The sequence below is a fragment of the Lentzea jiangxiensis genome (assembly GCF_900104175.1).
Lineage (GTDB): Bacteria > Actinomycetota > Actinomycetes > Mycobacteriales > Pseudonocardiaceae > Lentzea > Lentzea jiangxiensis.
On sequence record NZ_FNIX01000007.1, the window covers coordinates 1 to 26554 of the forward strand.

At 70.3% G+C, this 26554-nt stretch carries 28 protein-coding genes; 16 read left to right on the forward strand and 12 right to left on the reverse strand.

The genetic code is table 11. The features are described 5' to 3' along the window. A partial coding sequence (gene qcrB, locus BLQ91_RS20455; protein WP_090098724.1) for a cytochrome bc1 complex cytochrome b subunit occupies positions 1 to 1261 on the reverse strand: 1261 nt, incomplete at its 3' end. 210 nt (positions 1262 to 1471) lie between these two features. Here qcrB and BLQ91_RS20460 point away from each other — a divergent pair. Beyond that, on the forward strand, positions 1472 to 2842 hold the full coding sequence (locus tag BLQ91_RS20460; RefSeq protein ID WP_090099172.1) for a cryptochrome/photolyase family protein: 1371 nt from the start codon (positions 1472 to 1474) through the stop codon (positions 2840 to 2842). On the opposite strand, the gene BLQ91_RS20465 is transcribed toward BLQ91_RS20460, so the two are convergent. The 3 genes from BLQ91_RS20465 to BLQ91_RS41450 all read right to left on the reverse strand — a co-directional run bounded on the left by BLQ91_RS20465 (position 2823) and on the right by BLQ91_RS41450 (position 4266). Further along, positions 2823 to 3677, reverse strand: coding sequence for a MerR family transcriptional regulator (locus BLQ91_RS20465; protein WP_090098726.1), 855 nt, complete (start codon positions 3675 to 3677; stop codon positions 2823 to 2825). The genes BLQ91_RS20460 and BLQ91_RS20465 overlap by 20 nt on opposite strands. Beyond that, complete coding sequence (locus tag BLQ91_RS20470) at positions 3677 to 3964, reverse strand: WhiB family transcriptional regulator (protein WP_090098728.1); 288 nt, start codon at positions 3962 to 3964, stop codon at positions 3677 to 3679. Before BLQ91_RS20470 ends, BLQ91_RS20465 begins: the two co-directional genes overlap by 1 nt. A 131-nt stretch (positions 3965 to 4095) precedes the next feature. Further along, entirely contained in the window at positions 4096 to 4266 is a 171-nt protein-coding gene (locus tag BLQ91_RS41450; RefSeq protein ID WP_176959856.1) for a hypothetical protein, read from the reverse strand. A gap of 98 nt (positions 4267 to 4364) precedes the next feature. Between BLQ91_RS41450 and BLQ91_RS20475 the strand changes: the two genes are divergently transcribed. Further along, a complete protein-coding gene (locus tag BLQ91_RS20475) occupies positions 4365 to 4676 on the forward strand; it encodes a DUF3099 domain-containing protein (RefSeq protein WP_090098730.1) in 312 nt (103 codons plus the stop codon). Continuing rightward, entirely contained in the window at positions 4673 to 5053 is a 381-nt protein-coding gene (locus BLQ91_RS20480; RefSeq protein WP_090098732.1) for an NAD(P)-binding protein, read from the forward strand. Before BLQ91_RS20475 ends, BLQ91_RS20480 begins: the two co-directional genes overlap by 4 nt. Here BLQ91_RS20480 and BLQ91_RS20485 read toward each other — a convergent pair. Further along, positions 5045 to 6793, reverse strand: a complete 1749-nt coding sequence (locus BLQ91_RS20485) for a glycosyltransferase family 4 protein (protein WP_090098734.1) — start codon at positions 6791 to 6793, stop codon at positions 5045 to 5047. The two genes, BLQ91_RS20480 and BLQ91_RS20485, sit on opposite strands and share 9 nt — an antisense overlap. A gap of 70 nt (positions 6794 to 6863) precedes the next feature. Between BLQ91_RS20485 and BLQ91_RS20490 the strand changes: the two genes are divergently transcribed. The 4 genes from BLQ91_RS20490 to BLQ91_RS20505 all read left to right on the forward strand — a co-directional run bounded on the left by BLQ91_RS20490 (position 6864) and on the right by BLQ91_RS20505 (position 9698). Next, on the forward strand, positions 6864 to 8183 hold the full coding sequence (locus BLQ91_RS20490; protein WP_090098736.1) for a glycosyltransferase: 1320 nt from the start codon (positions 6864 to 6866) through the stop codon (positions 8181 to 8183). A gap of 224 nt (positions 8184 to 8407) precedes the next feature. Next, positions 8408 to 8626 carry a hypothetical protein gene (locus tag BLQ91_RS41455; protein ID WP_176959857.1) on the forward strand — a complete coding sequence of 73 codons (219 nt, stop codon included), beginning with the start codon at positions 8408 to 8410 and terminating at the stop codon, positions 8624 to 8626. Between the two features lie 346 nt (positions 8627 to 8972). Next, a complete protein-coding gene (locus BLQ91_RS20500) occupies positions 8973 to 9209 on the forward strand; it encodes a hypothetical protein (RefSeq protein WP_090098738.1) in 237 nt (78 codons plus the stop codon). 129 nt (positions 9210 to 9338) lie between these two features. Next, positions 9339 to 9698: a hypothetical protein gene (locus BLQ91_RS20505; RefSeq protein WP_090098740.1), complete on the forward strand. Its 360-nt coding sequence runs from the start codon at positions 9339 to 9341 to the stop codon at positions 9696 to 9698. Between the two features lie 306 nt (positions 9699 to 10004). Here the strand turns inward: BLQ91_RS20505 and BLQ91_RS20510 are convergent, their stop codons facing one another. Then, on the reverse strand, positions 10005 to 10472 hold the full coding sequence (locus BLQ91_RS20510) for an SRPBCC family protein (protein ID WP_090098742.1): 468 nt from the start codon (positions 10470 to 10472) through the stop codon (positions 10005 to 10007). Between the two features lie 56 nt (positions 10473 to 10528). Further along, complete coding sequence (locus BLQ91_RS20515) at positions 10529 to 10906, reverse strand: hypothetical protein (RefSeq protein ID WP_090098745.1); 378 nt, start codon at positions 10904 to 10906, stop codon at positions 10529 to 10531. A 201-nt stretch (positions 10907 to 11107) separates the two neighbouring features. Here BLQ91_RS20515 and BLQ91_RS20520 point away from each other — a divergent pair, with 201 nt between their 5' ends. The 4 genes from BLQ91_RS20520 to BLQ91_RS20540 all read left to right on the forward strand — a co-directional run bounded on the left by BLQ91_RS20520 (position 11108) and on the right by BLQ91_RS20540 (position 15168). Beyond that, positions 11108 to 11947 (forward strand): ATP-grasp domain-containing protein, encoded by an 840-nt coding sequence (locus BLQ91_RS20520; RefSeq protein WP_090098749.1) that lies wholly within the window; start codon positions 11108 to 11110, stop codon positions 11945 to 11947. Between the two features lie 117 nt (positions 11948 to 12064). Beyond that, positions 12065 to 12721, forward strand: a complete 657-nt coding sequence (locus BLQ91_RS20525) for a hypothetical protein (RefSeq protein ID WP_090098750.1) — start codon at positions 12065 to 12067, stop codon at positions 12719 to 12721. A 275-nt stretch (positions 12722 to 12996) separates the two neighbouring features. Beyond that, positions 12997 to 13779, forward strand: a complete 783-nt coding sequence (locus BLQ91_RS20535) for a glycoside hydrolase family 16 protein (RefSeq protein WP_143022737.1) — start codon at positions 12997 to 12999, stop codon at positions 13777 to 13779. Between the two features lie 396 nt (positions 13780 to 14175). Beyond that, positions 14176 to 15168, forward strand: coding sequence for a MerR family transcriptional regulator (locus tag BLQ91_RS20540; RefSeq protein WP_090099174.1), 993 nt, complete (start codon positions 14176 to 14178; stop codon positions 15166 to 15168). Between the two features lie 471 nt (positions 15169 to 15639). Here BLQ91_RS20540 and BLQ91_RS20545 read toward each other — a convergent pair whose 3' ends face one another. Next, complete coding sequence (locus BLQ91_RS20545) at positions 15640 to 17739, reverse strand: putative bifunctional diguanylate cyclase/phosphodiesterase (RefSeq protein ID WP_090098754.1); 2100 nt, start codon at positions 17737 to 17739, stop codon at positions 15640 to 15642. 266 nt (positions 17740 to 18005) lie between these two features. On the opposite strand from BLQ91_RS20545, the gene BLQ91_RS20550 reads away from it, so the two are divergent. Both BLQ91_RS20550 and chvE read left to right on the forward strand, forming a co-directional pair. Further along, a complete protein-coding gene (locus BLQ91_RS20550; protein WP_143022738.1) occupies positions 18006 to 19880 on the forward strand; it encodes a Stk1 family PASTA domain-containing Ser/Thr kinase in 1875 nt (624 codons plus the stop codon). A gap of 187 nt (positions 19881 to 20067) precedes the next feature. Next, complete coding sequence (chvE, locus tag BLQ91_RS20555; RefSeq protein ID WP_090098759.1) at positions 20068 to 21153, forward strand: multiple monosaccharide ABC transporter substrate-binding protein; 1086 nt, start codon at positions 20068 to 20070, stop codon at positions 21151 to 21153. Positions 21154 to 21185: 32 nt separating this feature from the next. Here chvE and BLQ91_RS20560 read toward each other — a convergent pair whose 3' ends face one another. Both BLQ91_RS20560 and BLQ91_RS20565 read right to left on the reverse strand, forming a co-directional pair. Then, positions 21186 to 21683, reverse strand: a complete 498-nt coding sequence (locus BLQ91_RS20560) for a hypothetical protein (protein WP_090098761.1) — start codon at positions 21681 to 21683, stop codon at positions 21186 to 21188. Between the two features lie 29 nt (positions 21684 to 21712). Then, entirely contained in the window at positions 21713 to 22414 is a 702-nt protein-coding gene (locus tag BLQ91_RS20565; RefSeq protein ID WP_090099176.1) for a GAF and ANTAR domain-containing protein, read from the reverse strand. A 334-nt stretch (positions 22415 to 22748) separates the two neighbouring features. Here BLQ91_RS20565 and BLQ91_RS20570 point away from each other — a divergent pair, with 334 nt between their 5' ends. Further along, positions 22749 to 23270, forward strand: coding sequence for a hypothetical protein (locus BLQ91_RS20570; RefSeq protein ID WP_090098763.1), 522 nt, complete (start codon positions 22749 to 22751; stop codon positions 23268 to 23270). 242 nt (positions 23271 to 23512) lie between these two features. Continuing rightward, positions 23513 to 24868, forward strand: coding sequence for an AfsR/SARP family transcriptional regulator (locus tag BLQ91_RS20575; RefSeq protein WP_176959858.1), 1356 nt, complete (start codon positions 23513 to 23515; stop codon positions 24866 to 24868). A gap of 127 nt (positions 24869 to 24995) precedes the next feature. On the opposite strand, the gene BLQ91_RS20580 is transcribed toward BLQ91_RS20575, so the two are convergent. Next, the gene (locus tag BLQ91_RS20580) at positions 24996 to 25403 is read right to left on the reverse strand and encodes a peptidase inhibitor family I36 protein (protein ID WP_090098767.1); all 408 of its coding nucleotides are present in this window, start codon (positions 25401 to 25403) and stop codon (positions 24996 to 24998) included. Between the two features lie 133 nt (positions 25404 to 25536). Next, the gene (locus tag BLQ91_RS40390; protein WP_143022739.1) at positions 25537 to 25839 is read right to left on the reverse strand and encodes a hypothetical protein; all 303 of its coding nucleotides are present in this window, start codon (positions 25837 to 25839) and stop codon (positions 25537 to 25539) included. Here BLQ91_RS40390 and BLQ91_RS20585 point away from each other — a divergent pair. Further along, positions 25838 to 26554 (forward strand): type VII secretion target, encoded by a 717-nt coding sequence (locus tag BLQ91_RS20585; RefSeq protein ID WP_090098769.1) that lies wholly within the window; start codon positions 25838 to 25840, stop codon positions 26552 to 26554. The two genes, BLQ91_RS40390 and BLQ91_RS20585, sit on opposite strands and share 2 nt — an antisense overlap.

Here is a 26554-nt window from a genome sequence, read left to right on the forward strand (position 1 = left end):
GGCCCATCCACGTCGTCAAGTTCAACGAGATGTCGAACTGGTAGGCGAAAATGTCGTTCGCGCCCATCAGCAGCAACACCATGAAATACGTGATCGCCATCCACCCCAGCGACGTGCGCACCGGCACATCACGCGGACGCTGCAACAAGTTGTGATGCGCGTAGTCCTTGGTCATCCTGCGCTCGATCCACGGATACGCCGCCGCGATCCCCGTCAGCAGCGGCAACCCCAGGATGAACGGCAGGAACGGCGCCGGAATCGTGTAATTGCCCAGGTAGAACTCCCACGCCGGCCAGATCCGCACCAGACCGTCGGTCCAGCCCATGTACCAGTCCGGCTGCGAACCGGCCGACACCTGCGCGGGGTTGTACGGGCCGATGTTCCAGATCGGGTTGATCTGAAAGACGCCACCCATGATCGCGATGACACCGACCACGATGGCGAAGAACCCGCCACCCTTGGCCGCGAACACCGGCATGATCCGCACACCGACCACGTTGGTCTCCTTGCGGCCCACCCCCGGGAACTGCGTGTGCTTCTGGTACCAGACGAGAGCCAGGTGCGCCGCGATCAGACCCAGGATGATCGCCGGGATGATCAGGATGTGCGCGGTGTACAACATCGGGATGATGTCCGTACCCGGGAACTCCCCACCGAACATCAACCAGTTCAACCACGTACCGATCACCGGGAACGAGATCAGCAACGCCGCCATCACCCGCAGACCCGTACCCGAGAGCAAGTCATCAGGCAGCGAGTAACCCAGGAAACCCTCGATCGCGCCCAGCATGAACAACACGATGCCGATGACCCAGTTGATCTCACGCGGCTTGCGGAACGCACCGGTGAAGAAGATCCGGAACATGTGCACCACGATCGCCGCCATGAACAGCAACGCCGCCCAGTGGTGCACCTGACGCACGAACAACCCACCACGGGTCTCGAACGAGATGTCCAGCGTCGACGCGAACGCCCGCGACATCTCGATCCCGCGCAAGTTCTCGAACGCACCGTTGTAGGTGACCTCCGTCATCGACGGATCGAAGAACAGAGCGAGGTACGTACCCGACAACAACAACACGATGAAGCTGTACAACGCGATCTCACCGAGCAAAAACGACCAATGCGTCGGGAAGACCTTGTTCAACTGCTTGCGCAACCCCGAGGCCGCGTGGAACCGCTCGTCGGCAGCGTTGGCCGCCGCCCCTGCGACGCGCGCGGCCGCGTTGGCCGGCTTCGTCGGCGTGGTGATGGCACTCATGACTTCCGCTCCCAGAACGCCGGACCCACAGCCTCGACGTGGACGCCGCGGGCAACGAACCAACCGTTCTCCCGTTTCACCATAGGCACGGGCACGGCGGATCGCTCAATGGTGTGACGAAGCCAGGTGAGGGACACTGAGAGTGTTCGCGCATCGCGGGGAACCGTTCTCAGCGGGCGGAGTGGCGTGGCGCTGTGCGAGGGTGGGGAGATGGCTGTGTCCATCGCGCTGTTCACCCGCGATCTGCGGGTGCACGACAACCCCGTGCTCGTCGAGGCCTCGGCCGACGCGGACCGCGTGATTCCGTTGTACGTGCTCGACGAACGCCTCGTGGCCACGGGTTTCGCGAACCCGAACCGTGCGGCGTTCCTCGCCGACAGCTTGCACGACCTGCACGCGAGCCTGCAAGCGAGGGGAGCGGCGCTCGTCGTCCGGCGTGGTGCGCCGGAGGCCGTGGTGCCGGAGTTGCTGCGGCAGCACGAGGTAACACGTGTTCACGTCGCCGCCGATGCGAGTGCTTTCGCGCACGGCCGTGAGCAACGACTTCGCGATGTGGTGGGAGATCGGCTCGTCGTGCACCACGACGTCCACCGCGCCGTGGCGTCGTCCGCGCTGCAAAGCGATCCGGCTCACCACGACAAGGTGTTCACGCCGTACTTCCAGAAGTGGAGCCGGATTCCACCGCGACCACCCCTTCCCGCGCCGACGGGTCTGCGGCTGCCTCCGCTGGACGTGGGCGCGCTGCCGGAGGCGGAGGAGTTCTGCGCGGGAGAACCGGCAGAGAGGCTTCCGGCAGGCGGTGAGACCGCGGGACGGGAGCGGTTGCGGTCCTGGCTGGGCGAGGGGATCGTCGGCTTCGCGGAGCAAGCTGCCGGCCTGCTGACGCGGACCACCTCCCAGCTGTCGCCGTACCTGCACTTCGGGTGCCTGTCGGGGGCAGAGGTGCGGTGCGCGACGGGAGACGCCACCGAGGACGCTCGCCAGTTCGCCCGGCAACTGGCGTGGCGCGACTTCTACGACCAGGTGCTGGCCGCCCGCCCGGAGGTGGCGTGGGAGGACTACCGCGGGCAGGGAGACCGGTGGCGTGACGCGCCGGACGAGCTGCTCGCGTGGCAGGAGGGCCGGACGGGGTACCCGGTCGTCGACGCCGCTCAGCGCCAGCTCGTCGCCGAAGGCTGGTTGTCCAACCGGGCACGGCTGCTGTCCGCGAGCTTCCTGTGCAAGACCCTGTACCTCGACTGGCGCCCCGGAGCGCGGTTCTTCCTGCGGCACCTCGTCGACGGCGACCTGGCCGCCAACCAGCTCAACTGGCAGTGGATGGCCGGGACGGGCACCGACACCCGCCCCGACCGCGTCATGGACCCGTTGTGGCAGGCGGAGAACCACGATCCCAACGGCGACTACGTGCGCCGGTGCGTGCCGGAGCTGAGGTCCGTCGCGGGACCGGCGGTGCACCGGCCGTGGGACCTCGACCCGGTGGTGCGCGAAGGACTCGGCTATCCCGCGCCGGTCGTGGACCTGGAAGAGGCCCACGCCCGGTTCGCCGGCACCAGGAGGGAGCTCAGGTCCCGGCGCGGCTGAGCACGATCTGGACCGCCTCCGCCAGGTCGCCGGGCCTGCGCGCGAACGAGGGCACCGCGACGCCCGCCCACCCCGGTCCGGCCACGGCGAGCAGGGCCTCGGAACCGGTGTGGAGCTCCCACAACGGCACGAGCGCGGCCAGTTCGGCGCTGTGCGCCCAGATCACCACCACGGCCGGCCGCAGCCGTTCCACGGCATCGCACAGAGCCTCCGGCGGCACCCGGCCGCCCAGGTTGCGCCACCAGAAGCCCGCTTCGGACAACGCCGCTCCCAAAGCCTCCAACGCGAGCACGTGCTGCTCCTCCGGCGCGCACGACAGCAGCGCGGCGAGCACACCGGGCTTGCCGGGGCGTGGCACCGCGCGGAAGGTGCTCAGGATGCTGGAACTGGCCAGGTGCTCGATCTCCACGCCCCGGCCGGAGTCCGTCACGACCGTTCCGAGCTCCGTCAGGCACGGCACGAAGACCGAGTCCCACGACGGCACGACGCCGTGCTCGGTGACGAGCTTCGCGGCGAGGTCCGACATGAGCGGCTCGTCCAGCCGCCGTGCAGCGTTCAGGAAGCCCTTCCTCGCGGTGCTCGCCACGTCCTCGCTCAGCGTGGCGGGCGTCCGCGGCGCGGGGGCCTTCCGTGCCAGTTCGGCCGCGGCGGCCGGTGCCAGGCCCTGCCCGGTCAGTGCGATCATGCGGCGCAGCACGGTCACGTCGTTCTCGTCGTAGCGGCGGTGCCCGCCGTCCGTGCGCGCGGAGGGGCCGAGACCGTAGCGCTGGTCCCACGTCTTCAGGGTGCTGGGCGACACCCCGATCATGGCCGCGACCGCGCGCGGCGGGTACATCACGACTGGCGCAGGCGGCGGGAGAGCATGGCGCGCAACTCACTCTCGCCGAGTCCACCCCAGATGCCGAAGGTCTCCTGCACCTCCAAGGCGTGGGCACGGCACTTCTCCATCACGGGGCAGCGGTGGCAGATCGCCTTGGCCGCGGCCTCGCGCTTCTCCCGGGCGGCGCCGCGTTCGTTCGGGGTGTGGAAGAAGTAGGCGCTGTCCATGCCCCGGCAGAGGCCGGACAGCTGCCAGTCCCACGCTTCGGTGACCGGTTGAGGCAGGCGGGACAGTTCGGGCATGGCGCACATCCTCGGCTGGGCAACCTGGTGACCTGTCCATACTAGAATCGACTCAGAATCGACGCAATTCGGGGTGGTTGTCATGCGGGTCGGTGTGGCGACGGCGTTCTTCCGGCTGCGCCGTCCCGTGCTCAGCCGAGGTTGCCCTGGAGCACGCTGGTCCCGTGCTCCTGCTGGCCCAGTCGCTGGGCGGACACGTCCACCACCCGGTACGTCCGCAGGTCGACGCCTTCGGGCAACGGCATGTCGGCCTGACCGCCCGTGAGCACCCCCAGCGGGATCGTGGCGACGCGGTCCACCACGTGCGGATGCACCTCTCTCGAAGAGTTTGGTGTGACGTAAGGAACCCGAACCTGAACGGTGTCCGGTGCGAACCACAGAGGGAAACGGAGGTCTGCCTGTGAACACCCAACGCCACGAGGGCCCCGTGCTGATCACCTCGGCCGCGCCGTCGTACCAGGACCAGCTCGCCGCACGCCGCCGCAGGTACGCCACGATGATGAGCCTGCGCATCCCGTGCATCGTGCTGGCCGTGCTGTTCGCCGAGATCTGGTGGCTCGCACTCGTGTTCATCCTGCTGTCGGTGCCATTGCCGTGGATGGCTGTGCTCATCGCCAACGACCGGCCACCGCGCAAGGCGGAGGACGTCCAGCGCCTGCGGCCGTCGCGCCGGGCGATCCTGCCGGCCGGCACGGGGAAGGACCCGCGGTGAACGGCCGCACCGTCGTCGTCGGCTACGGAGACGCCGCGCTGGACGTGCTGCGGCACCTCCCGCTGAACTCGCGGCCGTCCGCGGTCGTTGTGCTCGACGTGGACGAGGTCGCGCTGACCGGCGCGCTGGCCAACGGCGCCGAGGTCGTCCGCGGTGACGGGCGTGACCTCTGCGTGCTGCAGCGAGCGGGAACGCCGTTCGCCGCACGCGTGGTCGTCGCCGTCGGGGACGACCGGGACGGCCTGCTCGTCACCGCGGCCGCGCGCAGCCTCAACCGCACCGCGATCATCACCGTCGCGGTGCGCGAGCCGGCCAACCAGGAGCTGTTCTCCAGGCTGGGCGCGGACGACGTGTTCGTGCATGCCCGGTCAGCCTGACAACCGGCCGTAGAGCGCCGCGAACGGCTCCGCCACGGTGTCGATGTCGAACCGCTCGCGCACCGTCCGCTGCCCGGCCGCCGCGACGGGGGCGGTGGCGGCGCCGAGACCGACGACGTGCGCGAGCCCTTCGCCCAGCGACCGGGCGGTCGACGTGTCGACCAGGAAACCGTTGCGCCCCTGGTCGACGTAGCACGACAGGCCGCCGCGCCGCGGACCTACCGCGAGCAGCCCGGCCTCCATGGCTTCGAGCACCGCGATGCCGAACTCCTCCTTCACGCTGGAGCAGGCGTACACGTGCGGTGCCCCGGAAGGCGGTGGTGCGGCCGCCAGTTCGTGCTGCAACCGTCTGACGTCGTCGTTGGACCAGGCGGGCAGAACGGCGAGCCGGCCGCGTGCCGTGGGCGTCGACCGGGCCAGTGCGAGGACCTCGTCGAGCACCGCCTGCTCGTCCGGCGTCCTGTCGGTGGACGAACCGCCCATGACCACCAGCGCCGTCCGGTGCTGCAGGCCCGCTTCCAGCCACGCCCGCACCAGCAGCGGTTGCTGCTTCATCGGGTGCAGCCGCCCCACGTTCAGCAGCACGGGCAGGCCGCGCGCACCTCCGTCCAGACGGGGAAGCGCCGAGGGGACGAACAACTCCTCCACCAGCGACCGCTCCGCCGGCGCGGGACCCGGCGTGATGCCCTCCTCCAGTGCGAGCAGCGTCCCGGTGGTGAGCCGGGGGAAGTGCGCCAGCACCTCGTCCTGCCCGCCACCGATGGTGATCACCTGGTCCGCCCGCCGGACGAGGTGGTCGGCGGCGCGGACGCGGTGCAGGTCGAACCGCATCGCCGTCAGGTCACCGGCGTCCTCGAGGTGGCGCTCGGCGAGGTGGCGGTGCGGGTCCGGGGTGACGGTGAACACGAGCTTCGCGCCGAGCAGGCGGGCGGCGTCGGCCACGGCGAGCGAGCCGTCGTCGGAGTACCGGACGTGCACCACGTCCGGTGTCAGACCGCACCGCGGCAGGAGCTTCGTGAGCCACCAGGTGATGCCGGCCCGGTGCCGTGCCATCTCCTGCTGGGCGAGCGCCACGGGTGAGTCGACCGGCACGTGCACCGTCCAGTGGTCGAGACCGGGCGTCTTGCGGACGGTCACGGTGGTCGGCTCGGGCGCGAGGACCACGGTGATCACGCGGCCGACGTCCCGCCGCTGCACCAAAGCGCCCGCCAGCGAGGACAGGAACACGGTGAGCCCGCCACTCGCCCCCTCGCCCGGCCGCGCGGTGCCGCCGATGAGCATCGACTGCGCGATCGTCGGCGCCGTCACGGGCCGTGCCAGGGGAAGCGGGACGTCATCGTGCAGGAGGTCGAGCATCAGCTTCTGGTAGGGGGAGCTGGGGCAGTCGTCGACCGGCTCGCCGAGCGCGTCCAGGTAGCGCCACAGCGGCGGTCCTCCGGCTCGGGCACGTGCCTTGTCGGCGCTCAGGGGTGCGAAGCGGTGCAACGACGCGATGTCGAGCAGGCCCGCGACGACCTCGCGGTCCTGAGTGGACGAGAGCGCCCGGCGCAGTTCGCCGGACGTCGCGCCGGCGCCGTGCTCCTCGACCGTCGCCGGAACCTGTTCGCACGTCAGGGAGAACGTGGCCGGGCACGGGTCCCGCAGGAAGGCGCCGACCAGGTCGCGGGGGCGAGCCGGCGGCAGGGTGCTCCCGGCGCTTCGGGCTCGCAGCTCGCGCTGTACTTCCGGATGTGTCCGCACCTCCGTTGTTCGAACCGGAAGGGCGTTCGGATCGAACAATTTTCAAGTCGTGCCAACGAGGAGGAGACCAGTGCCACGGTTTGTGGTTGTCAGTCCGCCGTTCCGCTCGCACGCGCAGCCGATGTCCGTGTTCGCGGCAGCGTTGAGCGCCGCAGGTGCGGAGGTGACGTTCGCCTGCGGTCCGGAGTTCGCCGACCTGGCGGGCGCTCTCCCGTTCGCCGCTGTGAAGACCACCCGCGACTCGAACAGCGGCATCGCCGAACGGACCGAACAGGACGAACGCTCCGCGCGGCAGCTCGCCGGCTTCCTCCGTGCCACCGAAGGAGGTGCGGCAGCGGCGTTGCTCGCGCAGACGCGCCGGCGCAGGGCGGAACCACTCGCCGCGCCGGGCCGGGTGCTGCGCGATCTGGCGGCGCTGCACGACGAGCTCCGGCCCGACTGGTTCGTGGTCGACCAGATCGACTACGCCACAACGCTCGCCTTGCACGCGCTCGACCTGCCGTTCGTGTCCTACGTCACCGGACACCCGACCTACCTGGTCTCGCGGGACGACCAGTTCTTCGGACTGCCCCAGGCGTGGCCGTCCGCGGTGCGCCCGTCACCCGCACAACTCGCGTTGCTGTCCGCGGAGGTGCACCTCACCGATCTCGCGCACACCGCCGCGTTTTCGCGTTTCCTGCGCGACTTCGCCCCCTCGCGGCCGGTGCCCCGCAGGGCCTTCGGCCTGACCTCCTCCTACGCGGCGGTGGTGAACTACCCGGAACTGCCCTGGCTGCCACCGCTGCCGGAACGCCAGCGGCAGATCTTCCTCGGCCACTGCGCCACGACTGACGCGCTCGACGAAGCGTGGCTGGACCGCGTGCGTGATCGGCGGGTTCTCCTGGTGGCACTGGGAACCTTCCTGTCCGCGAGGCACGACGTGCTGCGCAAGGTCGTCGAAGGCGCCCTGCGGATCCCGGACCTGGCGGTGGTGGTCGCCGCGGGCGGCCGCGTCGCCGAACTCGCCGACCTGGCCGAGAACCCGCGTGTGGTCGTGGAGTCCGTCGTTCCGCAACGCGCGCTGCTGCCGCACATCGCCGCGATGGTGCACCACGGCGGCAACAACTCGTTCACGGAATGCTTGGCGGCGGGAGTGCCCGCCGTGGTCCTGCCGTTCTCGAGCGACCAGTTCTGCATCGCTCACGACGCCGAGCGCTCTGGTGCGGGCGTGTGCCTCGATCCCAACGCCGCCACTCCCGAGGACGTGGCGAACGCGCTGAAGTCGGTGCTGCGGGACCCGGACCCGTTCGCGGACCTGCGGGACGCCGTGCGGGCCGCGGGGCCCGGCCGCGGTGCCGCGCGGTTGCTGGAGGTGCTCGGCACGGCTCGCGAGGTTCGAGGCACACCATGACTCCGTGGTTGCCCGGCGCCACGGCCCCTGCACGACGAGTCGGGCGGTCGCGCCGAAGAGGTCCGCGAGCCGGTTCAGCGACCGCTTCATCGACGCCTTGTCGCGCTGCGGAACGGGGGAAAGGTCGAACCGCAGGGAAGCCGGGCGGCCGGCCAGTCGAACGTCCGGTGACGTCCTCGCCGAGCGGGGTGAGCCGCCGGCGGTGACCGTCGCGGCGCCGCCACGTGATCAGCCGGATCTCCTCGAACTCGACCACCGTGTTCTCGACCCGGTCCGGCAGGCCGGTCCTCACGTCCATGCCGAACGCGGCCCCGGGCTCCAGCCGGCCCGGCGCGCTGGGCAGCGGCGTGCGGACGGAGCCGGACCCGTCGATCAGCGGGTGCTTCGACGGGTCGGCCAGCAGGTCGAAGATCTCCCGGCGCGCGCGTGCGCGGTGGTGGTGACGCTTCTCCGAGCACCCTTCCAGTCGGACACTGCGGCCGGGCGTGCACGACGACCGGCTCGCCGACGCCTCCGGTCGTCTGCCCGGGAGCGTGCGCCGCACTTTTTCACCCCTTAGCAGGATGTGCCCGCGGAACTCGGCGATATTGCCTGCTAGGCCGCTGAGCGAGGCCTGAAGCGGAATGGCCGAGTATCACTCCAAAGTGTGAGAAAGACGTGGTTCCCGGCCTTTCCCGCCGCTCTTCGATTTGATCACCTCCCGATTCTTTCGGTACGGTTCCGCCGGACTTGCGGACGACGTTGGTCGCCAACGCAATCTGTTGCGGAGAATCGAGCAAGGAGATTTCTGTGCTGAAGAAGGCAGGGGCGGCCGTCGCTATCGCGGGCGCCTTCCTCGGTTTTGGTTCCACGGCGCTGGCCGATGCCCCCGAGCTGGACATCACCGACCAGGTCGGCCTCGTGAACCTGAACGAGTCCGAATTGGTCAGCGACATCAACGCCTGCTTCATCGACGTCAACGTCATCGCGGTGCCGGTGCTGTCCGGCAACGACACCGGCCTCTGCGCCAACCCCGACGACGAGTGACGCGCGACGGCGGCCGCGTTGCGGTGCGCCGTCCTGTGACCGGGGAACGGGGCTCGGCGGACACCGGCGCTCCGTTCCTCCTTCGTAGCACGTGCAATTTCAACCGCTGGTTCGTGAGGAGAGATCAATATGCTGAAGAAGGCACTAGCCGTCGCCGCTATCGGTGCGGGTTTCATGATGATGGGCACGCCCGCGTTCGCGACGCAGGGCGCATGGGATGACATGGTGGCCTACTCGGCCGAGTACGAGCACACCCACCAGGTGGGCCTGGTCAACCTGAACGACTCGGAGGTGCTCAGCGACATCAACCTCTGCCACCTGGACCTGAACGTCATCGCGGTGCCGATCATCTCCGGCAACGACAGCGGATCGTGCTCGAACCCGGACGTCGAGGTCGACAACAACCACAACCACAACCACCACCACGGCCACGGCCACGGCCACCACGGCCACCACGGCCACCACGGCCACGGCCACGACAAGGGCTGATCCACGGCACACCGCGCGTCGCCGCCGACGCACCGGCACCTACCGGTTGGTCACTTCGGGGCCGGTACGGCTCGAGGACGGCGGCGGCGCGCGGTGGCTCAGGCTCTCCTGGTGCGCTCCAGGCTCTCCGCCGTGTGAAGCGGCGCAGAGCCGGTCGGGCGTGTACGACGTGAAGCGCCCGGCTGCACCTCGCAGCCGGGCGCTTCAGCGTGTTCGCGGACGCAGGGGCGCCGCGGTGTTCCGCACCGGGTACGAGGCCCCACCTGGACTCGGCCGGAACACCGCGGCGGATCGGGGGGCTACCGGTCAGAGCTGACCGGGGCGCTCGACGTCACCGCGCCAGGCGCCGGTCTCGGCACCCCCGCGGTTCTCGATGAAGTCCTTGAACCGGTCGAGGTCGCCCTGGACGCGCCGGTCGAGCACTCCGAGCTTGTCGGCGACGCTCTCGACGAACCCCTCCGGGTCGATGTCCATCTGCACCGTGACGCGGGTGTGGTCGTCGTCGAGCCGGTGCACCGTCACGACCCCGGCGTGGTCGGGGCCGGAGTCCGCGCGCCAGGCCACCCGCTCGTCCGGATGCTGTTCGGTGATCGTGGCGTCGAACTCGCGCTTCACGCCGGCGATGCTCACGGTCCAGTGGGTGTGCGTGTCGTCCAGCTGCCGGATCTCGTCGACACCCTCCATGAACCGCGGGAACTCGGTGAACTGGGTCCACTGGTTGTAGACGCTCGTCACGTCGGCGTGGACGTCGACGGACTTCGTGATCGTGCTCATGACGTGAACTCCTGACTGTCGGACAACTGGGAATCGGGATCGCGGAGATCGCCAGGTCAGCGGCGCAGCCCGGACACGCCGCACAGCGCCGCCCAGCACGGGGCGAAGGCCGCGACCTTCCGGCGTGCCGTGTGATCCGGCAGGGTGAGGCCGAACACCGCGGCGTCGGCGAGGTCCGCCGCCACTCGCGTCATGACCGCCGCCCGCAGCGACCCGCCGGGCTTGGCGAGCATCATGGCCGTGCCGATGGCGACGTCCCGTGCGCCGATAGCGGCCACCAGCGTCCGCACCGGCGCGGATACCGCGCCTCGCGAGGTGGTCAGGCGCGTCGGCTTCGCCAGCACCCGCGGCGAGACGACCGGCGCCGCGCTGTAGACGGCGGTCACCGCGCCCAGCACCCGTGTCGCCACCACACTGCGGCTCTTCTCGGACATGGTTGCTCCCTCCGCGATCCTCACCGGTAGAGCGGTACCCCAAAAATCGACTCAAAAACGATCCGCAGGAGTCGGATGTGGTGGATGCACCCGAGAGTGTGAGCGCGAGGTCCTGCCGGGCCCGACGACCGCGGCTCCAGGTGCCTCCGGGGCGTGTGCAATTCCGTGGAGATCGGGTCAAGACACAACGATGATGATCAGGTGATCCTCCTGTTCCCCTCCGACGTGCTGAGGCCCGCTCGAGTCGACGACCACTTCGCGGCTGAGGCCGCCGCCGCCCGTGCCGCCGGCATCGAGGTCTCGTACGTCGACCACGACGCGATGACACGCCCCGGCGGTGCCGAGCAGGCGGTCAGGCGGGTGTCCGGATCGGGCGACGCGCTGTACCGCGGCTGGATGGTCGGCAGCGCCCGGTACGCGGAGTTCGACGCCGCGTTGCGCCGACGTGGCGTCACGCTGCGCACGGGAGAGGCGCACTACCGCAGGGCACACGAACTGCCGGGGTGGTACGAGGCGCTGGCGGCGGTCACGCCGTTGTCCGTGTGGACCACCGAGCACGACAGGGCGGCGTTCGACCGCGCGTGCGCCGAGCTGGGCGCCGGCCCCGCGGTGGTGCGGGACCACACCAAGTCGATGAAGCACCACTGGGACGAGGCGATGTTCATCCCCGACGTCGCCGACCGGGACGGCGCCTGGGCGGTGGCCCGCCGCTTCCGGGAGCTGCGCGGTGACGACCTGCAGGGCGGGTTCGTCCTGCGGCGGTTCGAGCGGTTCGTGTCGGCCGAGGTCAGGACCTGGTGGGTGGACGGGGTCTGCCGGTTGACCGGCCCCCACCCGGACGCCCTCGACGGGAAGTGCGCCGCTGAGGTCGACCTCACCGCGGTCGAACCGCTGGTCGCCGGCCTGCGCCTCCCGTTCGTCACCGTGGACCTGGCCCTGCGCGACGACGGGGCGTGGCGGGTCGTCGAGCTGGGGGACGGGCAGGTCAGCGACCGGCCCCGTTCCCTCGGCGCCGAGACGTTCGTCGGTGCGCTGATCTGAGGGCCGGGCCGCCGCGGGGTCCACTGTGGACGTGATTCGCGCCGGGAACGGCCGGGGCCGTAACGGCGGCTCCCGTCCCGCCGATCAGTCGACGACAGTTCCCGCACAGGAGGTCGTATGCGCCGATCGTCCTCGCCTCCGCCTCGCTGGCTGCGCCGCGCGTTCGCGTTCACGCCTCTCGTGCTCGCGACGGCCGGTGCCGGAGCTGTCGTCTCGGCCCACCTGGGGTGGATCAGCGTCGCGGTCGCGGCGGTCTGCTCCTTCACGGCGGGGGCGGGGGTGTGGCTGGTGCGCGCGGAACTGCGAGCCGACCGGCACGCGACACCTCCGATGGCCGCCAGGTACCGCGTCCTCGCCGGGTTGCTCGACAACGCCGCCGACCGCGAGGTGCGCATCGACCCCGCGCGCCGGTACTCGATCCTGCTGCGGGACGAGCGCCTCGAGAACGGGTCGCTCAGGCGCGCGCTGCTGCGGTTCGACCAGGGCGAGCTCGAGCGCGCCGGACACGGCGGGATCGGCACACCCCTGGTCTTCGACCACTTCCTGCTCGACTCCGCCCGGCCCCTGGTGCGGCACCGCCTCGGCGCGGTCACGATCACCCGCGGCCCGAACGGGCGCGCTCGCATCGCCGGCATCCCCGAACCGCGGCAGGACCGCCGAGCCGCTGCCGAGACCGCACGGCTGCTGGCCACCACGGCGGCCGACATCCCGCCGGTCGCGGACCTCGACGTCCTGATAGCCCAGATCCGGGCCGGCTCCGCGCTCGCGCCGTAGCACGCCCGCGGCCGCAATCCGGACCTTCGGGCGAAGCGGCAGACGAAGAAATCTTCCTCTTGTCCTCGTGCCACGAGTACATGATCTACGAGGCGGGGGACCGGCTGGCGGGCAACATCGCCGTCGCCCGGGCCGTGATTGGAAGATCGTCGAACACCACTCGTCGGAGAAGCGCTGACCACGTCGGCGTCCCGTTCGCCCTGTTCGACTCGAAACAGCCGTCGAACCGAAGGAACCGTTGCGCCGCAGAGACTTCCTGCTCCACAGTGCGATCCATGAGAATCGCGGCGACCGCACTGGTCCTCGTGCTCACGGGCGGCCTCCCGAGTCCCGCACGGGCGGCCGCCTGGGAGGACGTGATCGGCCCGGGCTCCTTCGGCGGTTACGGGGCGCTGGAGTCGGAGTGGAACTACCGCTACCCGTGGGGTTCCGACCACAACGGCACGGCCCGCATGTACGCGAGCGCCACCGACCACAACCACGTGTCGCTGTCCGGCGGTGTGCTCACGCTGAAGGCGACGCGGATCTCGTGGAACGAGGGCAACAGCAGCGCCGACCCGCACCTGCCGATCCGGTACCACTCCGGCGCGATCCACGCGAAGGAACACGTGGTGGTGAACGACCAGTTCCCGAACTGGGAGGTCAAGGGCGAGTTCCAGGCGCCCTCCGCACGGGGCACCTGGCCCGCCTTCTGGCTCACCGGCGTGAACAGCTGGCCGCCCGAGAGCGACGTCCTGGAGTTCAAGGGGGACAACAGGAACTGGTTCAACACGTTCCGGACGTCGAGCGACGTGTCGAGCTCGGTCGTCGGCGTCTCCTCGCCGGGTTCCTGGCACACCTACCGGGCGTGGATCACCAAGGTGAACGCCACCGACGTCGACATCCACTACTACCTCGACGGCAGGTGGATCGCGAAGCACACGGGGAGGAACTTCGCCGGCAAGCCGCTGTGGCTGATCATCAACCTGCAGATGGAGGGCTCGTCGGGCAGCCCCGGTCCCACCGCGGAGACGGTCTACCGCGCGCGCAACGTCTACATCGGACGGACAAGGGCGTAGCTCTCCGGCGCACCACCGCGCAGCCGCTGATCCCCCCAACGGAGCCATGATCGACGGGCGTCGCTACGACACCCTCCGGTAACGGAGGGCTCTCGTCCCCCGAAGTGTGGTTCTCGCTCGTCGGGTACGACGGCGATGACCGCCTCGGCCGGCGCGACGAGCGTGCCGGTCCAGGCGCGGGACCAGAGGTGCACGATGCGGTAGTGCTCCGGATCGGTGAGCCGTGCGCACTCTTCCTCGCGAGCGCTCTCGCCGGCGAGCCAGGAACGTGGCTCCCTCGTGCGCGGTGCAGGCCACCACCGTCGCGATCTCCCGGCACCGCGGATCGGCCCCCTGTGGCTCGAAGCACCTCTCGGGGTTGCACCTCAAGCTGCTTGAGATCCCATAGTGGTCGACATGGACCTGAACGAGCTGTACGCCATCGGAGACGTGGCACGACGGACCGGCCTGAGCGTCAGCGCCGTCCGGTACTACGCGGAAGCCGGTGTCGTCACGCCCGCCGCGACCACCGCGGCGGGCCACCGCCTCTACGACGTGTCCGCCATCGCCCGCCTCGAACTCGTCAGGACGCTGCGGGAGCTCGACGCGGGCCTGGACGAGATCAAGCAGGTGCTGGCCGGCGAGGCGACGCTGCGTGAACTGGCCACGACGCACATGGCCCTGCTGGCGCAGCAGGAGTCACGGCTGCGCAGCCGCCGCGCGGTCCTGTCGGCCATCCTGCGCCAGGACTCCACAGCGGAGCAGGTCACGCTGATGCACAAGCTGGTGGGCATGTCGGACGAGGAGCGCGACCGGCTGATCGACGACTTCTGGACCGAGGTCACCGCCGGCTGGGAGGCGCCGGAGCGCATGGTCGAGTGGTGGCGGGCCGCGCGCCCGGAGCTCCCCGACCACCCGAGCGCCGCCCAGCTGGAGGCGTGGATCGAGCTGGCCGAACTGGTCAGCGACAGCGAGGTCCGCCAAGCCCTGCGCCGCGAGCTGCGCGAGGTGTGCACCACCGGCGCCGGCCCGATGATGTCCTCCTCGCCGATGCTGGACGCCTTCGAGGAGGCCACGCCCATCGGTCAGGCCGCGATCGACGCGGCACGCGAGCAGGTGCCGCCGGACTCGCCGCGGGGCCGGGAGATCGCCGACCAGTGGATCGGCTGGCTGACCGGCGTGTTCGCCACGCCGGACGAACCGGGGATCCCGGACACGCCGGAGTTCCGGCTCCAGACGGCCGACCACATGCTGGCAGGCGCCGAGTGGGACGCCGCGCCCCCGAACCCGGAAAGCCCGTTCGACCGGTACATGGAGCTGGTCACCGCCGTGAACGGCACCGCGCAGGAACAGTTCCCGTTCGTGTGGCTGTCCGAGGCGCTGCGCGCCTCCGCGGCACCGCCTCGCTGAGGTTCGAGGACTCAGTCCGTGCCCACCGCGAGGACGTGATCGTCGTCGTGCCCACCCCGTCGACTCGCACGCCCGGAACGGCCTGAGCGGGTGACGCCGCCGGCGCGCCTGCGCGCCGACACCCGCGCCGCTCACCGCTCACCGGAAGACGACATCGGCTTCACTGCCGGGCATGATCACGCCGTCGCGCTACGAGTCGGTGCTGTCGGCGTTCCTCGGCTTCCACGAACCGCTGGAGGAAGCCCTGACGGCCGCCATCGCGGCGCACGCGCTGCCGTGGGACCTCCGGACCGGCTGGCGACCTCGCGGGACGTCAACGACCCGAAGGCGTGGCCGCCACCGCGGGCGACGCCGAGCAGATCGCCGTCCTGGTCGTGGACCTCCGCCGAGGTTGTGCTGCACCGGGCCGAAGACCTCGTCGGCATCGTGCGCACCGAGCTGGACCGGTACGAGGGACCCGGGCTGACGCGGTCACGAGCGGACGGGTCGCGCGCCCCTGGCCGCGGGCTGGTCGTCCCAGCCGTCCGGGTGCCGGGGCCTGCCGAACAGGTACCCCTGCGCGTAGGCGCATCCCTCGCGGCGCAACCACTCCGCCTGCTCGGGTGTCTCGACACCTTCGGCGATCGCGCGGGCTCCGAGCACGTCCGCCAGGTCGATGACGCACCGCAGGACCCCCGCTGTCCGCCCCGTCTCGCCGAGCGCGGCGACGAACGACTTGTCGATCTTCACGAAGTCGAACGGGTAGCGCTGCAGGTAGCTCAGCGACGAGTAGCCCGTGCCGAAGTCGTCCAGCGCCACGCGGATCCCGCTGTCGCGCACCGCCATGAGCCCCTGCATGGCGGCGTCGTCCGCCCACACGGACTCCGTCACCTCCAGGGTCAGGTTCTCCGGCGGCATCCCGGTCACGCGCAGCGCGTGGAGCAGCGACGCCTCGAAACCGGCGGACGACAGCTGCCGCGTCGAGACGTTCACCGTGACGCCGAGAGCCCGGCCCTCGCTCGACCACCGCGCCCCCTGCGCGCAGGCCGCTTCGAGCACCTGGGCGCCGAGCGGGACGATCAGCCCCGTCTCCTCGGCGAGCCCGATGAACTCGTCCGGCCTCACCAGACCCCGGCCGGGGCGTCGCCAGCGGACCAGCGCCTCCGCCCCGGTGACGTGCGAGGTGGCCAGTTCGATGATCGGCTGGTAGTGCACGACCATCTGGCCGCCGTGCACGGCGGCGCGCAGGTCCGCCTTGTCGCGTTGCCTGGCCTGCACACGGGCGCCGATCTCGTCGTGGAACGCCTTCGCCCGCGCACCTCCCTCCTGCTTGGCGATGTACATCGCGGCATCGGCGTCGCGCAGCAGTTCCGCCGCGGTGGTCCCGGGTGCGGAGACGGCCACCCCGATGCTCGCGCGCATCTCCCGCTCCGGTCCCGTCGCGAGCGCCCGCAGCACGCGGCCGGCCAGCTCGGCGGAGCGGTCCGCGCCGGACTGCGGTGCCAGCACGGCGAACTCGTCCCCTCCCAGCCTCGCCGCGGTCGCCCCTGGCGGGACCGCCGGAGCCGTCCGCCGGGCGAACTCCCTCAGGTACTCGTCGCCGGCGTGGTGCCCGTCGGAGTCGTTGATCTCCTTGAACTGGTCCAGGTCGATGACGAGCAGGCCGACGGGCTCACCCGTGCCCAGCGCTTCCTCGAGCAGGTGCAGGAAATGCGGCCGGCTGGCCAGTCCCGTGAGATCGTCCTGTTCCGCGCGAACGCGGAGGGCGTCCTCCTGGCGGCGCCGTTCGCTGACGTCGACGGCGACCACCAGCGTCAGTTCCGGCCGCGATTCCTGCGGCACCTTCGCGGTGTGCACCTCGAGCACCGCGCCGTCGGTGTTCAGTTCGAAAGGTCCTGTGGCACCACGGCATTTTTCGCACCGCACCACGTTGTTCCGGTGAATGCACAACACCTGGCACAAACCGTTTTGCCGGCCGAACATCGAGTGAGCCCGTGCGTTGCTCAACAGCGTGGTGCCGGCGTCGTCGACGAGGAGCATGCCGACGGGACTGGCGTCGATCACGGCGTGGACTGCCTGACGTGCGTCCTGCTCGTGCCGGACCGCGCGCACGGTGGCGTGCAGGGCGGCAGATCCGATGACGAGGCCGAGGAGCGGCATCAGCCTCGGCACCAGCCCGTCGAAAGCGACGCTTCCCGCGCGGACGGCGGCCACCGCGAGGACGCCTTGACCAGCGAGGTAGCCGACCAGGGCCGGAACCGCCTTGACCAGAGCCCTGCTGCTCCCGCCACCGAGCGCTCTCCTGGTCACCACGCCGAACAGGAACGCGACGGCGGGCTGGGGCGCCGGGAGGACGAGCACCGACCCGGCGAGCACCGCCGCTTCCACGGCCGCGATCACCCACCGGTCGCGATCGGGCCACCGCCACGACCCCAGCACCACGAGCAGCAGCAGGAGCAGCACCGCTTTGGCGGCGAATGCGTTGTCCGCGAACAACAACTGCGTTGCGAGCCCGATACCGCCCAGCCACGCGAAAACGTTCGTCAGCACCCTCACGTTGCGCAAAACGCGGCCGGAGGAAGGTTCGGCCACGTGCCCGCCGACTCGTTCGCGGGAGTCCCCGGTCAACTCGCCCCAATTCGCATCATCCGAGTCCGGCGCGTGCTGCACCGGTCACACCGATCAGGACATCTTCGTACCAGGCGAAGGGAACTCAACCGCCGTTCGGGCGTCCTCGGCCGGCGGTCGACCTGGATTCGACCGCGTGATCACGGACGGCGATTGGGGAAGTGCGTCCGGTCGGCGTTCTGGCGCGAGTGCAATCCACCGGAGATTGTCCGCGGCTATCATCTGCGACTGTGCCGAAGTCCAACTCCGATCTGACAGGTTCGCTGCTCGAGCGGCGTTATCGGTTGGACACGGTGATCGAGCCCCGCACGACGTCCACCGTGTACCGGGGTGTGGACGTCCGGCTCGACCGGGCCATCGCCGTCGAGGTCCTGGACACGACGCTGCCGCCGGACCCGGCGTTCGTCGCGGAGTTCGAGCGCGGCGCGCGTTCCGCGGCACGGCTGCGGCACCCCGCCGTGGTGGCCGTCCACGACCAGTGCGTCGACGGTGATCACGTCTTCCTGGTCACGGAGTTCGTCGACGGCGGCACCCTCCGAGGCCTCTTGGCGGAGCGCGGGAAACTCGCCCCCGCCATCGCGTTGAGCGTGGTGGGCCCGGTGCTGTCCGCGCTGGGCGCCGCCCACCACGCGGGACTGGCGCACGGTGAGGTCAGGCCGGAGAACGTGCTCATCGGCAAGGGCGGCAAGGTGCGGCTCGCCGGCTTCGGCACCCTCCGCCCGAGGGCGGCGGCACCTGCCGGTGGCGACAGGGCCTACGCGTCCCCGGAGAGGGTGGGCGGAGGTGTCCGCGATGCGCGGGGCGACGTCTACTCGGTCGGGATCGTGCTCTACGAGATGCTCACGGGAGGGGTCCCCGGCCGCGGTGCGGGGGGCGTGCCGCACCCGGTCCCGGCGGTGCCGTCCATCGCGGGGGTTCCGCTCGCACTGGACAACCTGGTGCGCAGGGCGACCCGGTCGGACCCGGCGTTGCGCCCGGCGGACGCCGCGGTGTTCCTGGCGGAGCTCGAACGGGTGGGGGTCGAGCTGGGCCTGCAGCCCCAGCCGGTTCCCGAGCCCGGCACGCCACCGGAGCAGGACCGCACGATCGTGATGCGCCCGGTGCCGGCGGCCCCCCGCGAGAACACGTCGTCGGCAGCCGAGCGGACCACACCGGTGCGCAAGCCCCCGCGGCCACCCAGGCCGCGTTCGAAGAAGGTCGACCCCGTCGAGGAGAAGCGCCGCCGGCAGCGCCGCGCCGCCCTCTGGACCGGCGCGGTGGTCGTGCCGGTGCTGGTCGCCGGTTCGTTGTGGTGGTGGCTGGGCGCGGGGAGCCGCACCTCCGTGCCGCTCGTCAGCGGTCAGAGCGAAGCGAACGCGATGGCGCAGGTGCGAGACGCGTCGCTGAGCGCCCAGGTCGTCCGGGTGCCGAGCAACGACGTGCCGAACGGCAACGTGCTGCGCACCGAACCCGGCAACGGAACCGAGCTGGAGAAGGGTTCCTCGATCACGGTCTACGTCTCACGGGGCCGCCCGGTGGTGCCGTTCGTCAACGCGGGCGTCGACGTCGAGCCGGTGACGAAGGAGATCGGCGACGCCGGGTTGAAGGTGGTCACGGACGAGGCCAAAAACGTCTTCAGCGAGACCGTCCCGGCCGGCAAGGTGATCGGACTCGAACCGCGGCCCGGCACACCGCTGCAGATCGGCGCCCCCGTGACGCTGGTGCTGAGCAAGGGACCTGCGCCGAAGAAGCCCGTGCCGAACGTGGCGGGCATGACCAAGGACGAGGCGCTCGCCGAACTGCGGCGCAACGGGCTCCAGGGCGTCGAGGCACCCGCCGAGTTCTCCCCGGCGGTCGAACCGGGCCGCGTCATCAGGACCGACCCGGTGCCCGGCACGATGCTGGGCCCGGACCAGACCACGGTGTCCCTGGTGGTCGCCACCGCGGTCACCGTGCCCGAGGTGCGCGGCAAACCCGTCAAGGACGCCAGGGCAGAACTGCAGGCACTCGGTCTGCAGGTCACCGTCGCCTCGCCGAACGGTGAGGACGTGGTCTGCGCCGCCCAGTCGGTCGAACCGGGCCAGCGCGTCCCACCCGCGACCATGATCACCATCACGGGCGCCTGAGCCCGTCCGCCACCGGACCCATTGGCGCTTCCGATGGCTGGAACGCTTCTCCCGCTTGATCCCTCCACCTCCGGTTGTTAACGTTCACGCCCCTCTTACGGCGCGGATCACAACCGCTGCGCCTTCGGCCTGCCCCGGACTCCGTGGCGACCGTCAACAACGACGTTGATCTGCGCGAGGAGCCGGGATGCGATCGTCGATGCTCGTGGTCGTGCTGCTGCTGGCGGCCTGCGGCACGCCCGCGACCGGCCAGGAACCCCAGCCGCCTGAGAGCGCTCTCGTCGGCGTCACCATGCCGACGACCACGTCGCAGCGCTGGATCAGCGACGGCGAGAACATCAAGCGGGACCTCGAATCCCGAGGCCACCGCGTCGATCTGCAGTACGCGCAGAACGACGTGCCCAGCCAGGCGAAGCAGATCGAGAGCCAGATCGCCGCCGGCGCGAAACTCCTGATCATCGCCTCAGTGGACGGCTCGGCCCTCACCGCCCAGCTGCGGATGGCCGCGGAGGCGGGCATCCCGGTGATCGCCTACGACCGGCTTCTCCGCGGCAGCCCCAACGTCGACTACTACGCGACGTTCGAGAACTTCCGCGTCGGCGTCCACCAAGCCGAGTCGCTGCTGACCGGCCTGGGCCTGCGAGGCGCCGACGGCACCCCCGGCGCCGCGACCGGCCCGTTCAACGTCGAGCTGTTCGCCGGCTCCGCTGACGACAACAACGCGGCGTTCTTCTTCAACGGAGCCATGTCCGTTCTCAAGCCGTACATCGACGACGGCAGGCTGGTGGTGCGCAGCGGACAGACGGACTACCAGGCCGTCACAACCCTGCGCTGGGACGGCGAGACCGCCCGCAAACGCATGGAGGAGATCGTCACCACGTCGTACCGGCGCGCGAAGGTGAACGGCGTGCTGTCGCCCTACGACGGCATCTCCCTCGGAATCCTCACCGCGCTGAAGAACAACGGGTACGGTCCCGTCTTCCCGGTGGTGACCGGACAGGACGCCGAGCTCGGTTCGGTGAAGTCCATCATCGCCCAAGAGCAGTACTCGACCATCTACAAGGACACCCGCGAACTGGCGAAGGTCACGGCGTCGATGGCGGAGGCCGTGCTGAAGGGCCGGACACCGCCGCAGCTCAACAACCTCAACGACTACGACAACGGCGTCAAGGTGGTGCCGGCGTTCCTCCTGAACCCCGTGAGCGTCGACAAGGCCAACTACCACAAGGTTCTCGTGGAGTCCGGCTACTACACCGACGAGCAGCTCCGCTAGCCGGAAGGCAATCAGGTGGGAGCCGAAGCCGGCTACTCGTCGTCGGGCAGCTCGCCGGCGAACCACATGCGCATCCGGTACTGCTCGAAGCTGCCCTGTCGTGCGTCGAGGAGGTCTTCTTGGCGCATGGCAAGCGCTTGGTCGCGTCCCCGGTGAGCGACTTCGAGCCCGTAGACGCCCGGCCCCGTGGGCAGATCGGCGTCGAGCACCTTCCCGGTGGGAGAGCCGAGCACCAGAAGACCGCTGGGGCATTCGAGCTCGAAGACCTGCGGCGCCGACCAGCCCGGCTCGTCGGCCGGCGCAGGCCGCCCGGACCACAGGTCGAGCCGTGCCGACACGGGCACGAGGTCTTGGGCGCAGTTGATGACCAGCTCGTAACCGGTCGAGGCGACTACGGCTGTCTGCGCTCGCGCGATCGCCTCGTCGAGGCCCACACCGGCGTCGTTGTCCTGATCTCGCAAGGTGATCAGCCGATAGCCGGCGACGGCGACCAGCTCGTGATGACCGAGCGGTTCCGCCCCGGTGCCCATCCGGTCACGGCGCGAACGGCTCGCGCCGGTCACGACGACCGGGCTTCGGCCCGGTTCTCCACCAACCAGGCCGCGACCTTCTGCAGCTTCATGTTGGTCGACTGGGACGCCTCCACCAGCATCCGGAAAGCGGAGGCGTCGTCGATGTCGTGGCGCTCCATGAGGATGCCCTTGGCGGTGGCGATGACGTCGCGGCTCTCGACGGCGATCGACAGGTTCGCCTCGCGTTGCGCGCCGACCAGCGCGATGGCGGCATGGGTGGCGAAGAGCAGGCCGTCCTGCTCGGTGCGGTCGTCGAAGGCGTCGATCCGGTCCGAGTAGAGGTTCAGCGCGCCGAGCGTCCTGTCGGTCACGAACAAGCGGTAGGACAGCAGGGAGTGGATGCCGTTCTCCGCCGCCGCCGGGCCGAAGGACGGCCATCGGGCTTCGCGGCCGACGTCGCCGACGCGGAGGGTCTCGTGTTCGGCGATCGCGTCGATGCACGGTCCCTCGCGCAGCTCGTACTGGAGCTGGTCGATGATCTCGACGGTGGGAGTGGTCGGCTCGACGGTGCGGATCCTTCCCTGTTCGAGCAGGGAGATCCCGGCGTGCGTGGCCGCCGGGACGTAGTCGACGGCGGCTTTGACGATCGCCCGCAGAGTCGCGTCGACGTCGGGCTCTGCTTGCAGCGTTCTTGCGATATCGCTGAGCGTTCTAGCGAGTTCGTTGAGGCCGCCACCAGCCGCGCTCATGATGTCCTCCAGCACCAAATATCGAAGCGAAATCGTTTATACCCGTTCAAGGCGTTGTGTAAACATGAACTGGCGAGCCGGCGTGTGGTTCCGCTCGTCACTCCCGCAGATCACTCCATCGTGTGACTGCGGCTACTGCTGTTCACACATGGTCGCCCTGAGTGTCCCCGAGCCTCGTTCGTGCTGCTCTACGAGTGGGGGATCGCCCCGTCGGCCGGGCCCGGCCGCTACCGAGCGCTGCCCCGATGGGGAAACCGAGCGTCCGCGCCGATGACGTCACGCCGCCAAGACCTACCATCGGCAACCCGCACGAACGGGAAAGGCGCGACCGCACATGATCTCGGACCGGGACGACCTGCCGACCGGCACGACCTCGCCGGGTGCCGCCACGACCGTCGTCGCCGGGGGAGAGCCGGACGGGGCGACCTGGGCGCGAGCGGCCATCGGCGCGATCAACCGCCGGGACCACGCGAACGCGATCGTCGCCGTGCGGATGGCGCTGCGGGACGAGGCTTCACGGCTGGCGGCGGTGGACTTGCTCACCTCGATCTTGGTGCACGGCCTGCCGATGGGAGGCATCAAGCCCGACGCGCGCGTTCCCATCAGGATGGCGGTGCTGCGCGGGGAACCCCACTGCGCGAAGGCGGTCGAGCACGCCGCGAACCTCGTCACCGCCGTGGTCAACAGCGACGTCGGTCTCGCCGCACCCGTGCTTCGAGCGCTCGCGGGCGACCACGGCTTCGACATCCTCATCGTTCTGGTGCGAGAGGCGGCGGCACGTCTCGAGCACTTCGTGGGCATCGACGGCGACACGGCCGATGCCTACTACCTCGTGACCGGAGACGGACAGGACTGATCCTTTCGCGCACGAATCGTGAAAGGGCTTTCAGAATTGACGCTGTGAACCGGAATTGCAGATCCACATTCCACACGGGCGCTCACGCGTGAGGTTTTGGATGTGAGCGAACAACCAGCGTTCGCCCCGGCCGTGTGCCACCCTGAGCGGCGGGGAGGTACTGGGGGATGTGGCTTTTCCGATTGCTCGGACCGTTTCGGGTGGAATGCGATGGTGCCGAGATCGCCACGGGCACACCGCAAATGCGCAAGGTTCTCGCGTTGCTCGTGTGGAACGCGAACGAGGTCGTGCCGGTCGGCCGGATGTTCGACGAGCTGTGGGGTGAAGCGCCACCGGCGTCGGCGAAAGTGCAGCTGCAAGGCATCATCTCGCGGCTGCGGCGGCTGCTCGGCAAGGAGAGGATCGCGACAGCGGCGACCGGGTACGTGTTGCGCGCCGAGGCGGTGGAGCTCGACGTCGAGCTGGTGCGGCAGGGCTTGGCGGCCGCGCGCGAGCTGATCGCGGGCGGTGACGTGGCGTTGGGGGCCACGAGGTTGCGCGAGGCGCTCGGGCGCTGGCGTGGTCCCGCCGACCCGCACTTCGGCGAGCCGATCGCCGCACAGCTGGACGAGCTGCGGACGACGGTGCTCGAGGAACGCGTCGACGCCGACCTCCTGCTCGGCGGCACCGCCGACCTGATCGGCGAGTTGACCGTCGCCGTCGCCGAGCACCCGCTGCGCGAACGGTTGCGTGCGCAGCTGATGACCGTGCTGGCGCGGCGTGGCCGGGTCTCCGAGGCGCTCGACGTGTTCCTCGCGTTCCGCCGCACCTTGGTGGACGAGCTGGGCGTCGAACCGTCGGCTCGGCTGTGCGCGCTGCACGGCCGCATCCTCCGCGGCGAACCGGGTGTGCGGCCCACGTTCCCGCTGCCGTGCGGGGCACGTCCGCCGCGCCGGTTGCCGCCGGTCCTGCCCGACTTCGTCGGTCGCGGGGAGTGGCTCACCGAGATGGCGGACGTGCTCACCGCGTCGCGCCGGGTTTGCCCGCCGCTCGTCGCCGTCTCGGGCGCCGCGGGGCTGGGCAAGACGTCGTTCGTCGTGCAGCTCGCTCATCAGGTGCGTGAGCGATTTCCGGACGGCCAGCTCTTCGCGACGTTGCACGGCGACGACACGATGGCGGCGCTGCACCAGTTCCTGCGTGCGCTCGGGACACCTGCCGACCTCGTGCCGGTTTCCGAGGACGAGTGCTCGGCGCTGCTGCGCGACCTGCTGGCCGGGCGGGAGGTGCTGCTGGTCGTCGACAACGCTGTCGACGCACGCCAGGTGCGGCCGTTCGTGCCGGCCGAACCCGGTTGTGCGGTGCTGGTGACGAGCAGGCGGACGCTCGGTGAGCTGGAGGGCGCGCGACTGGTGCGGATGGGACTGCTCGACGCCCGCGAGGCGGCGGAGCTGCTGACCAGGATCGTCGGAGTGCCCCCGGGCGACGCACTGGTGGCATGCTGCGGCGGGTTGCCGCTGGCGTTGCGGATCGCGGGAGCGTTGTTGCTGGACCATCCGCGGTGGACGGGTGAAGACCTGGTCGCCTGGCTCGCGGAGGAACGCGCGGTGGGGACCGGCTGAGGTGTGCGACCCGCACTTCGGCCACTGTGGACGGAACGGCACCTGGTCGCGCTGGGTGGCCGGCGGCGATCGAGCAGGACCTGCCTGCTCGATCGCCGGGACCGGTGACACCTCACCGCGTCACCGGTCAGGGGCAGACCCGCAACGAGGTGATCCGGTTGCGGAACTCGGGCAGCATGTTCGCTCCTCCACCGGGTCCGCCGGCCGCCATCAGGGCCGTGTAGTTGGCCCCGTCGTAGTGGCACCAGCGCTGGCTGGTGCGGTTGTACATGCTCTCGGCGTTGTTGTTGAGCCCGCTGGGGCCGGGAGCCGCACCGAGGTCGGCGTCACCGACGCGGAAGATGCCGATCACACCGGTGCCGTTGAGACCCGTCCAGATGCACAGCCGGGCCGGCGGACAGTCGCTGTAGGCGGTGGCCGACAGGTCGCCGCCCGGCTCGGTGATCTCCGGGACGGAGGACGCGCTCGCGGGCGTGGACATCAGCGACGCCGCGAACGCGGCGCCGGCCAGGACCGTCAAAGTCTTGCGGATCAAGAGAATTCCCCCTTCTCAGGAAGAGGCGGTCTCGCCTCCGGTACCGAGACTGGGCAACCGCGCTAACCATCTGCTAACCGCGGCTAACCACCGCGCCGCCTCAAGTCCGCCACGGACGGGAAGTCCGCCACGCTCACATCGCGGCACGGTCTTCCACCGGACGACGACGCGGACCCGGACGGGTGAGCGCGTCCGGCACAGGGGCGACGTCGACCGCGCCGAGGTCCGTGCCGGGCGGTAGAACCTCGTCGATCCGGTCCAGGACCTCGTCGGCGAGGCAGAACGGTGGTCGTTCGGCTCGTTGTGGCGGCCACGGTCCAAGCAGCAGGTGCCGGGGGAACGTCCGCTTCTGCCGATGGTCCCTCCGCGCAACGCTGCTGCCCCAGCGCGCAACACCGATGTCGCCGGCGTCGGTGAGCGGCCAAGCTGACCGCATGAGCAGGTTGAGCCCCGAGCAGATCGCACAGCACGCCCGTGCCGCCGGGTTCGAAGGCCAGGGCCTCACGATCGCGATCGCCGTCGCCCTCGCGGAGTCCAACGGGGACGCACGAGCGCACAACGCCAGGCCGCCGGACGACTCCTACGGCCTGTGGCAGATCAACATGCTGGGCGCGATGGGGCCCGAGCGGCGCAGGCAGCACGGGCTCGACTCGAACCGCGACCTGTTCGACCCGCGCGTCAACGCCAAGGTGGCGAACGCGCTGTCCGACGACGGCAAGTCGTGGACGCCTTGGTCGACCTACACCAACGGCGCCTACCGCAAGTACCTCGACGTCGCCCGCAAAGCGGCACGGGACTCCAGGACGCCGTCGCGACCCGGCGGCGGTGGGGGAGGGGGACGCGACGGGTTCGCGGTGGACCCGGCCGCGCTCGACCGCTACGTCAAGCAGGGCAGGGACATCGCGGACGACCTGGCGTCGATCGGCACCAGGCACGTGCGGCAGGTGCGGGAGATCGCCGACAGCAGTTTCGGGCGGATCGGCAAGGAGACCGGCTTCGCCTCGGCGCTCGAGGCGTTCGGAGCCGCGCTGCACCGGCAGGTGAACGGCGTCGGCCGCAACGCCGACCGCCTGGCGCGCTCGACCGGGCGCATGGCACACAGCTACCGCGCCCAGGACGACGCGGTCGCCGACGGCTTCAAGCGGGGATGA

Excerpts from the sequence above, each read along its gene's own strand:
- BLQ91_RS20460 (WP_090099172.1), top strand. The coding sequence starts at position 1,472 with ATGGCTGTGTCCATCGCGCTGTTCACCCGCGATCTGCGGGTGCACGAC.
- BLQ91_RS20465 (WP_090098726.1), bottom strand. The coding sequence starts at position 3,677 with ATGTACCCGCCGCGCGCGGTCGCGGCCATGATCGGGGTGTCGCCCAGC.
- BLQ91_RS20470 (WP_090098728.1), bottom strand. The coding sequence starts at position 3,964 with ATGCCCGAACTGTCCCGCCTGCCTCAACCGGTCACCGAAGCGTGGGAC.
- BLQ91_RS20505 (WP_090098740.1), top strand. The coding sequence starts at position 9,339 with ATGCTGAAGAAGGCACTAGCCGTCGCCGCTATCGGTGCGGGTTTCATG.
- BLQ91_RS20510 (WP_090098742.1), bottom strand. The coding sequence starts at position 10,472 with ATGAGCACGATCACGAAGTCCGTCGACGTCCACGCCGACGTGACGAGC.
- BLQ91_RS20515 (WP_090098745.1), bottom strand. The coding sequence starts at position 10,906 with ATGTCCGAGAAGAGCCGCAGTGTGGTGGCGACACGGGTGCTGGGCGCG.
- BLQ91_RS20525 (WP_090098750.1), top strand. The coding sequence starts at position 12,065 with ATGCGCCGATCGTCCTCGCCTCCGCCTCGCTGGCTGCGCCGCGCGTTC.
- BLQ91_RS20535 (WP_143022737.1), top strand. The coding sequence starts at position 12,997 with ATGAGAATCGCGGCGACCGCACTGGTCCTCGTGCTCACGGGCGGCCTC.
- BLQ91_RS20540 (WP_090099174.1), top strand. The coding sequence starts at position 14,176 with ATGGACCTGAACGAGCTGTACGCCATCGGAGACGTGGCACGACGGACC.
- chvE (WP_090098759.1), top strand. The coding sequence starts at position 20,068 with ATGCGATCGTCGATGCTCGTGGTCGTGCTGCTGCTGGCGGCCTGCGGC.
- BLQ91_RS20560 (WP_090098761.1), bottom strand. The coding sequence starts at position 21,683 with ATGGGCACCGGGGCGGAACCGCTCGGTCATCACGAGCTGGTCGCCGTC.
- BLQ91_RS20565 (WP_090099176.1), bottom strand. The coding sequence starts at position 22,414 with ATGAGCGCGGCTGGTGGCGGCCTCAACGAACTCGCTAGAACGCTCAGC.
- BLQ91_RS20570 (WP_090098763.1), top strand. The coding sequence starts at position 22,749 with ATGATCTCGGACCGGGACGACCTGCCGACCGGCACGACCTCGCCGGGT.
- BLQ91_RS20575 (WP_176959858.1), top strand. The coding sequence starts at position 23,513 with ATGCGCAAGGTTCTCGCGTTGCTCGTGTGGAACGCGAACGAGGTCGTG.
- BLQ91_RS20585 (WP_090098769.1), top strand. The coding sequence starts at position 25,838 with ATGAGCAGGTTGAGCCCCGAGCAGATCGCACAGCACGCCCGTGCCGCC.
- BLQ91_RS40390 (WP_143022739.1), bottom strand. The coding sequence starts at position 25,839 with ATGCGGTCAGCTTGGCCGCTCACCGACGCCGGCGACATCGGTGTTGCG.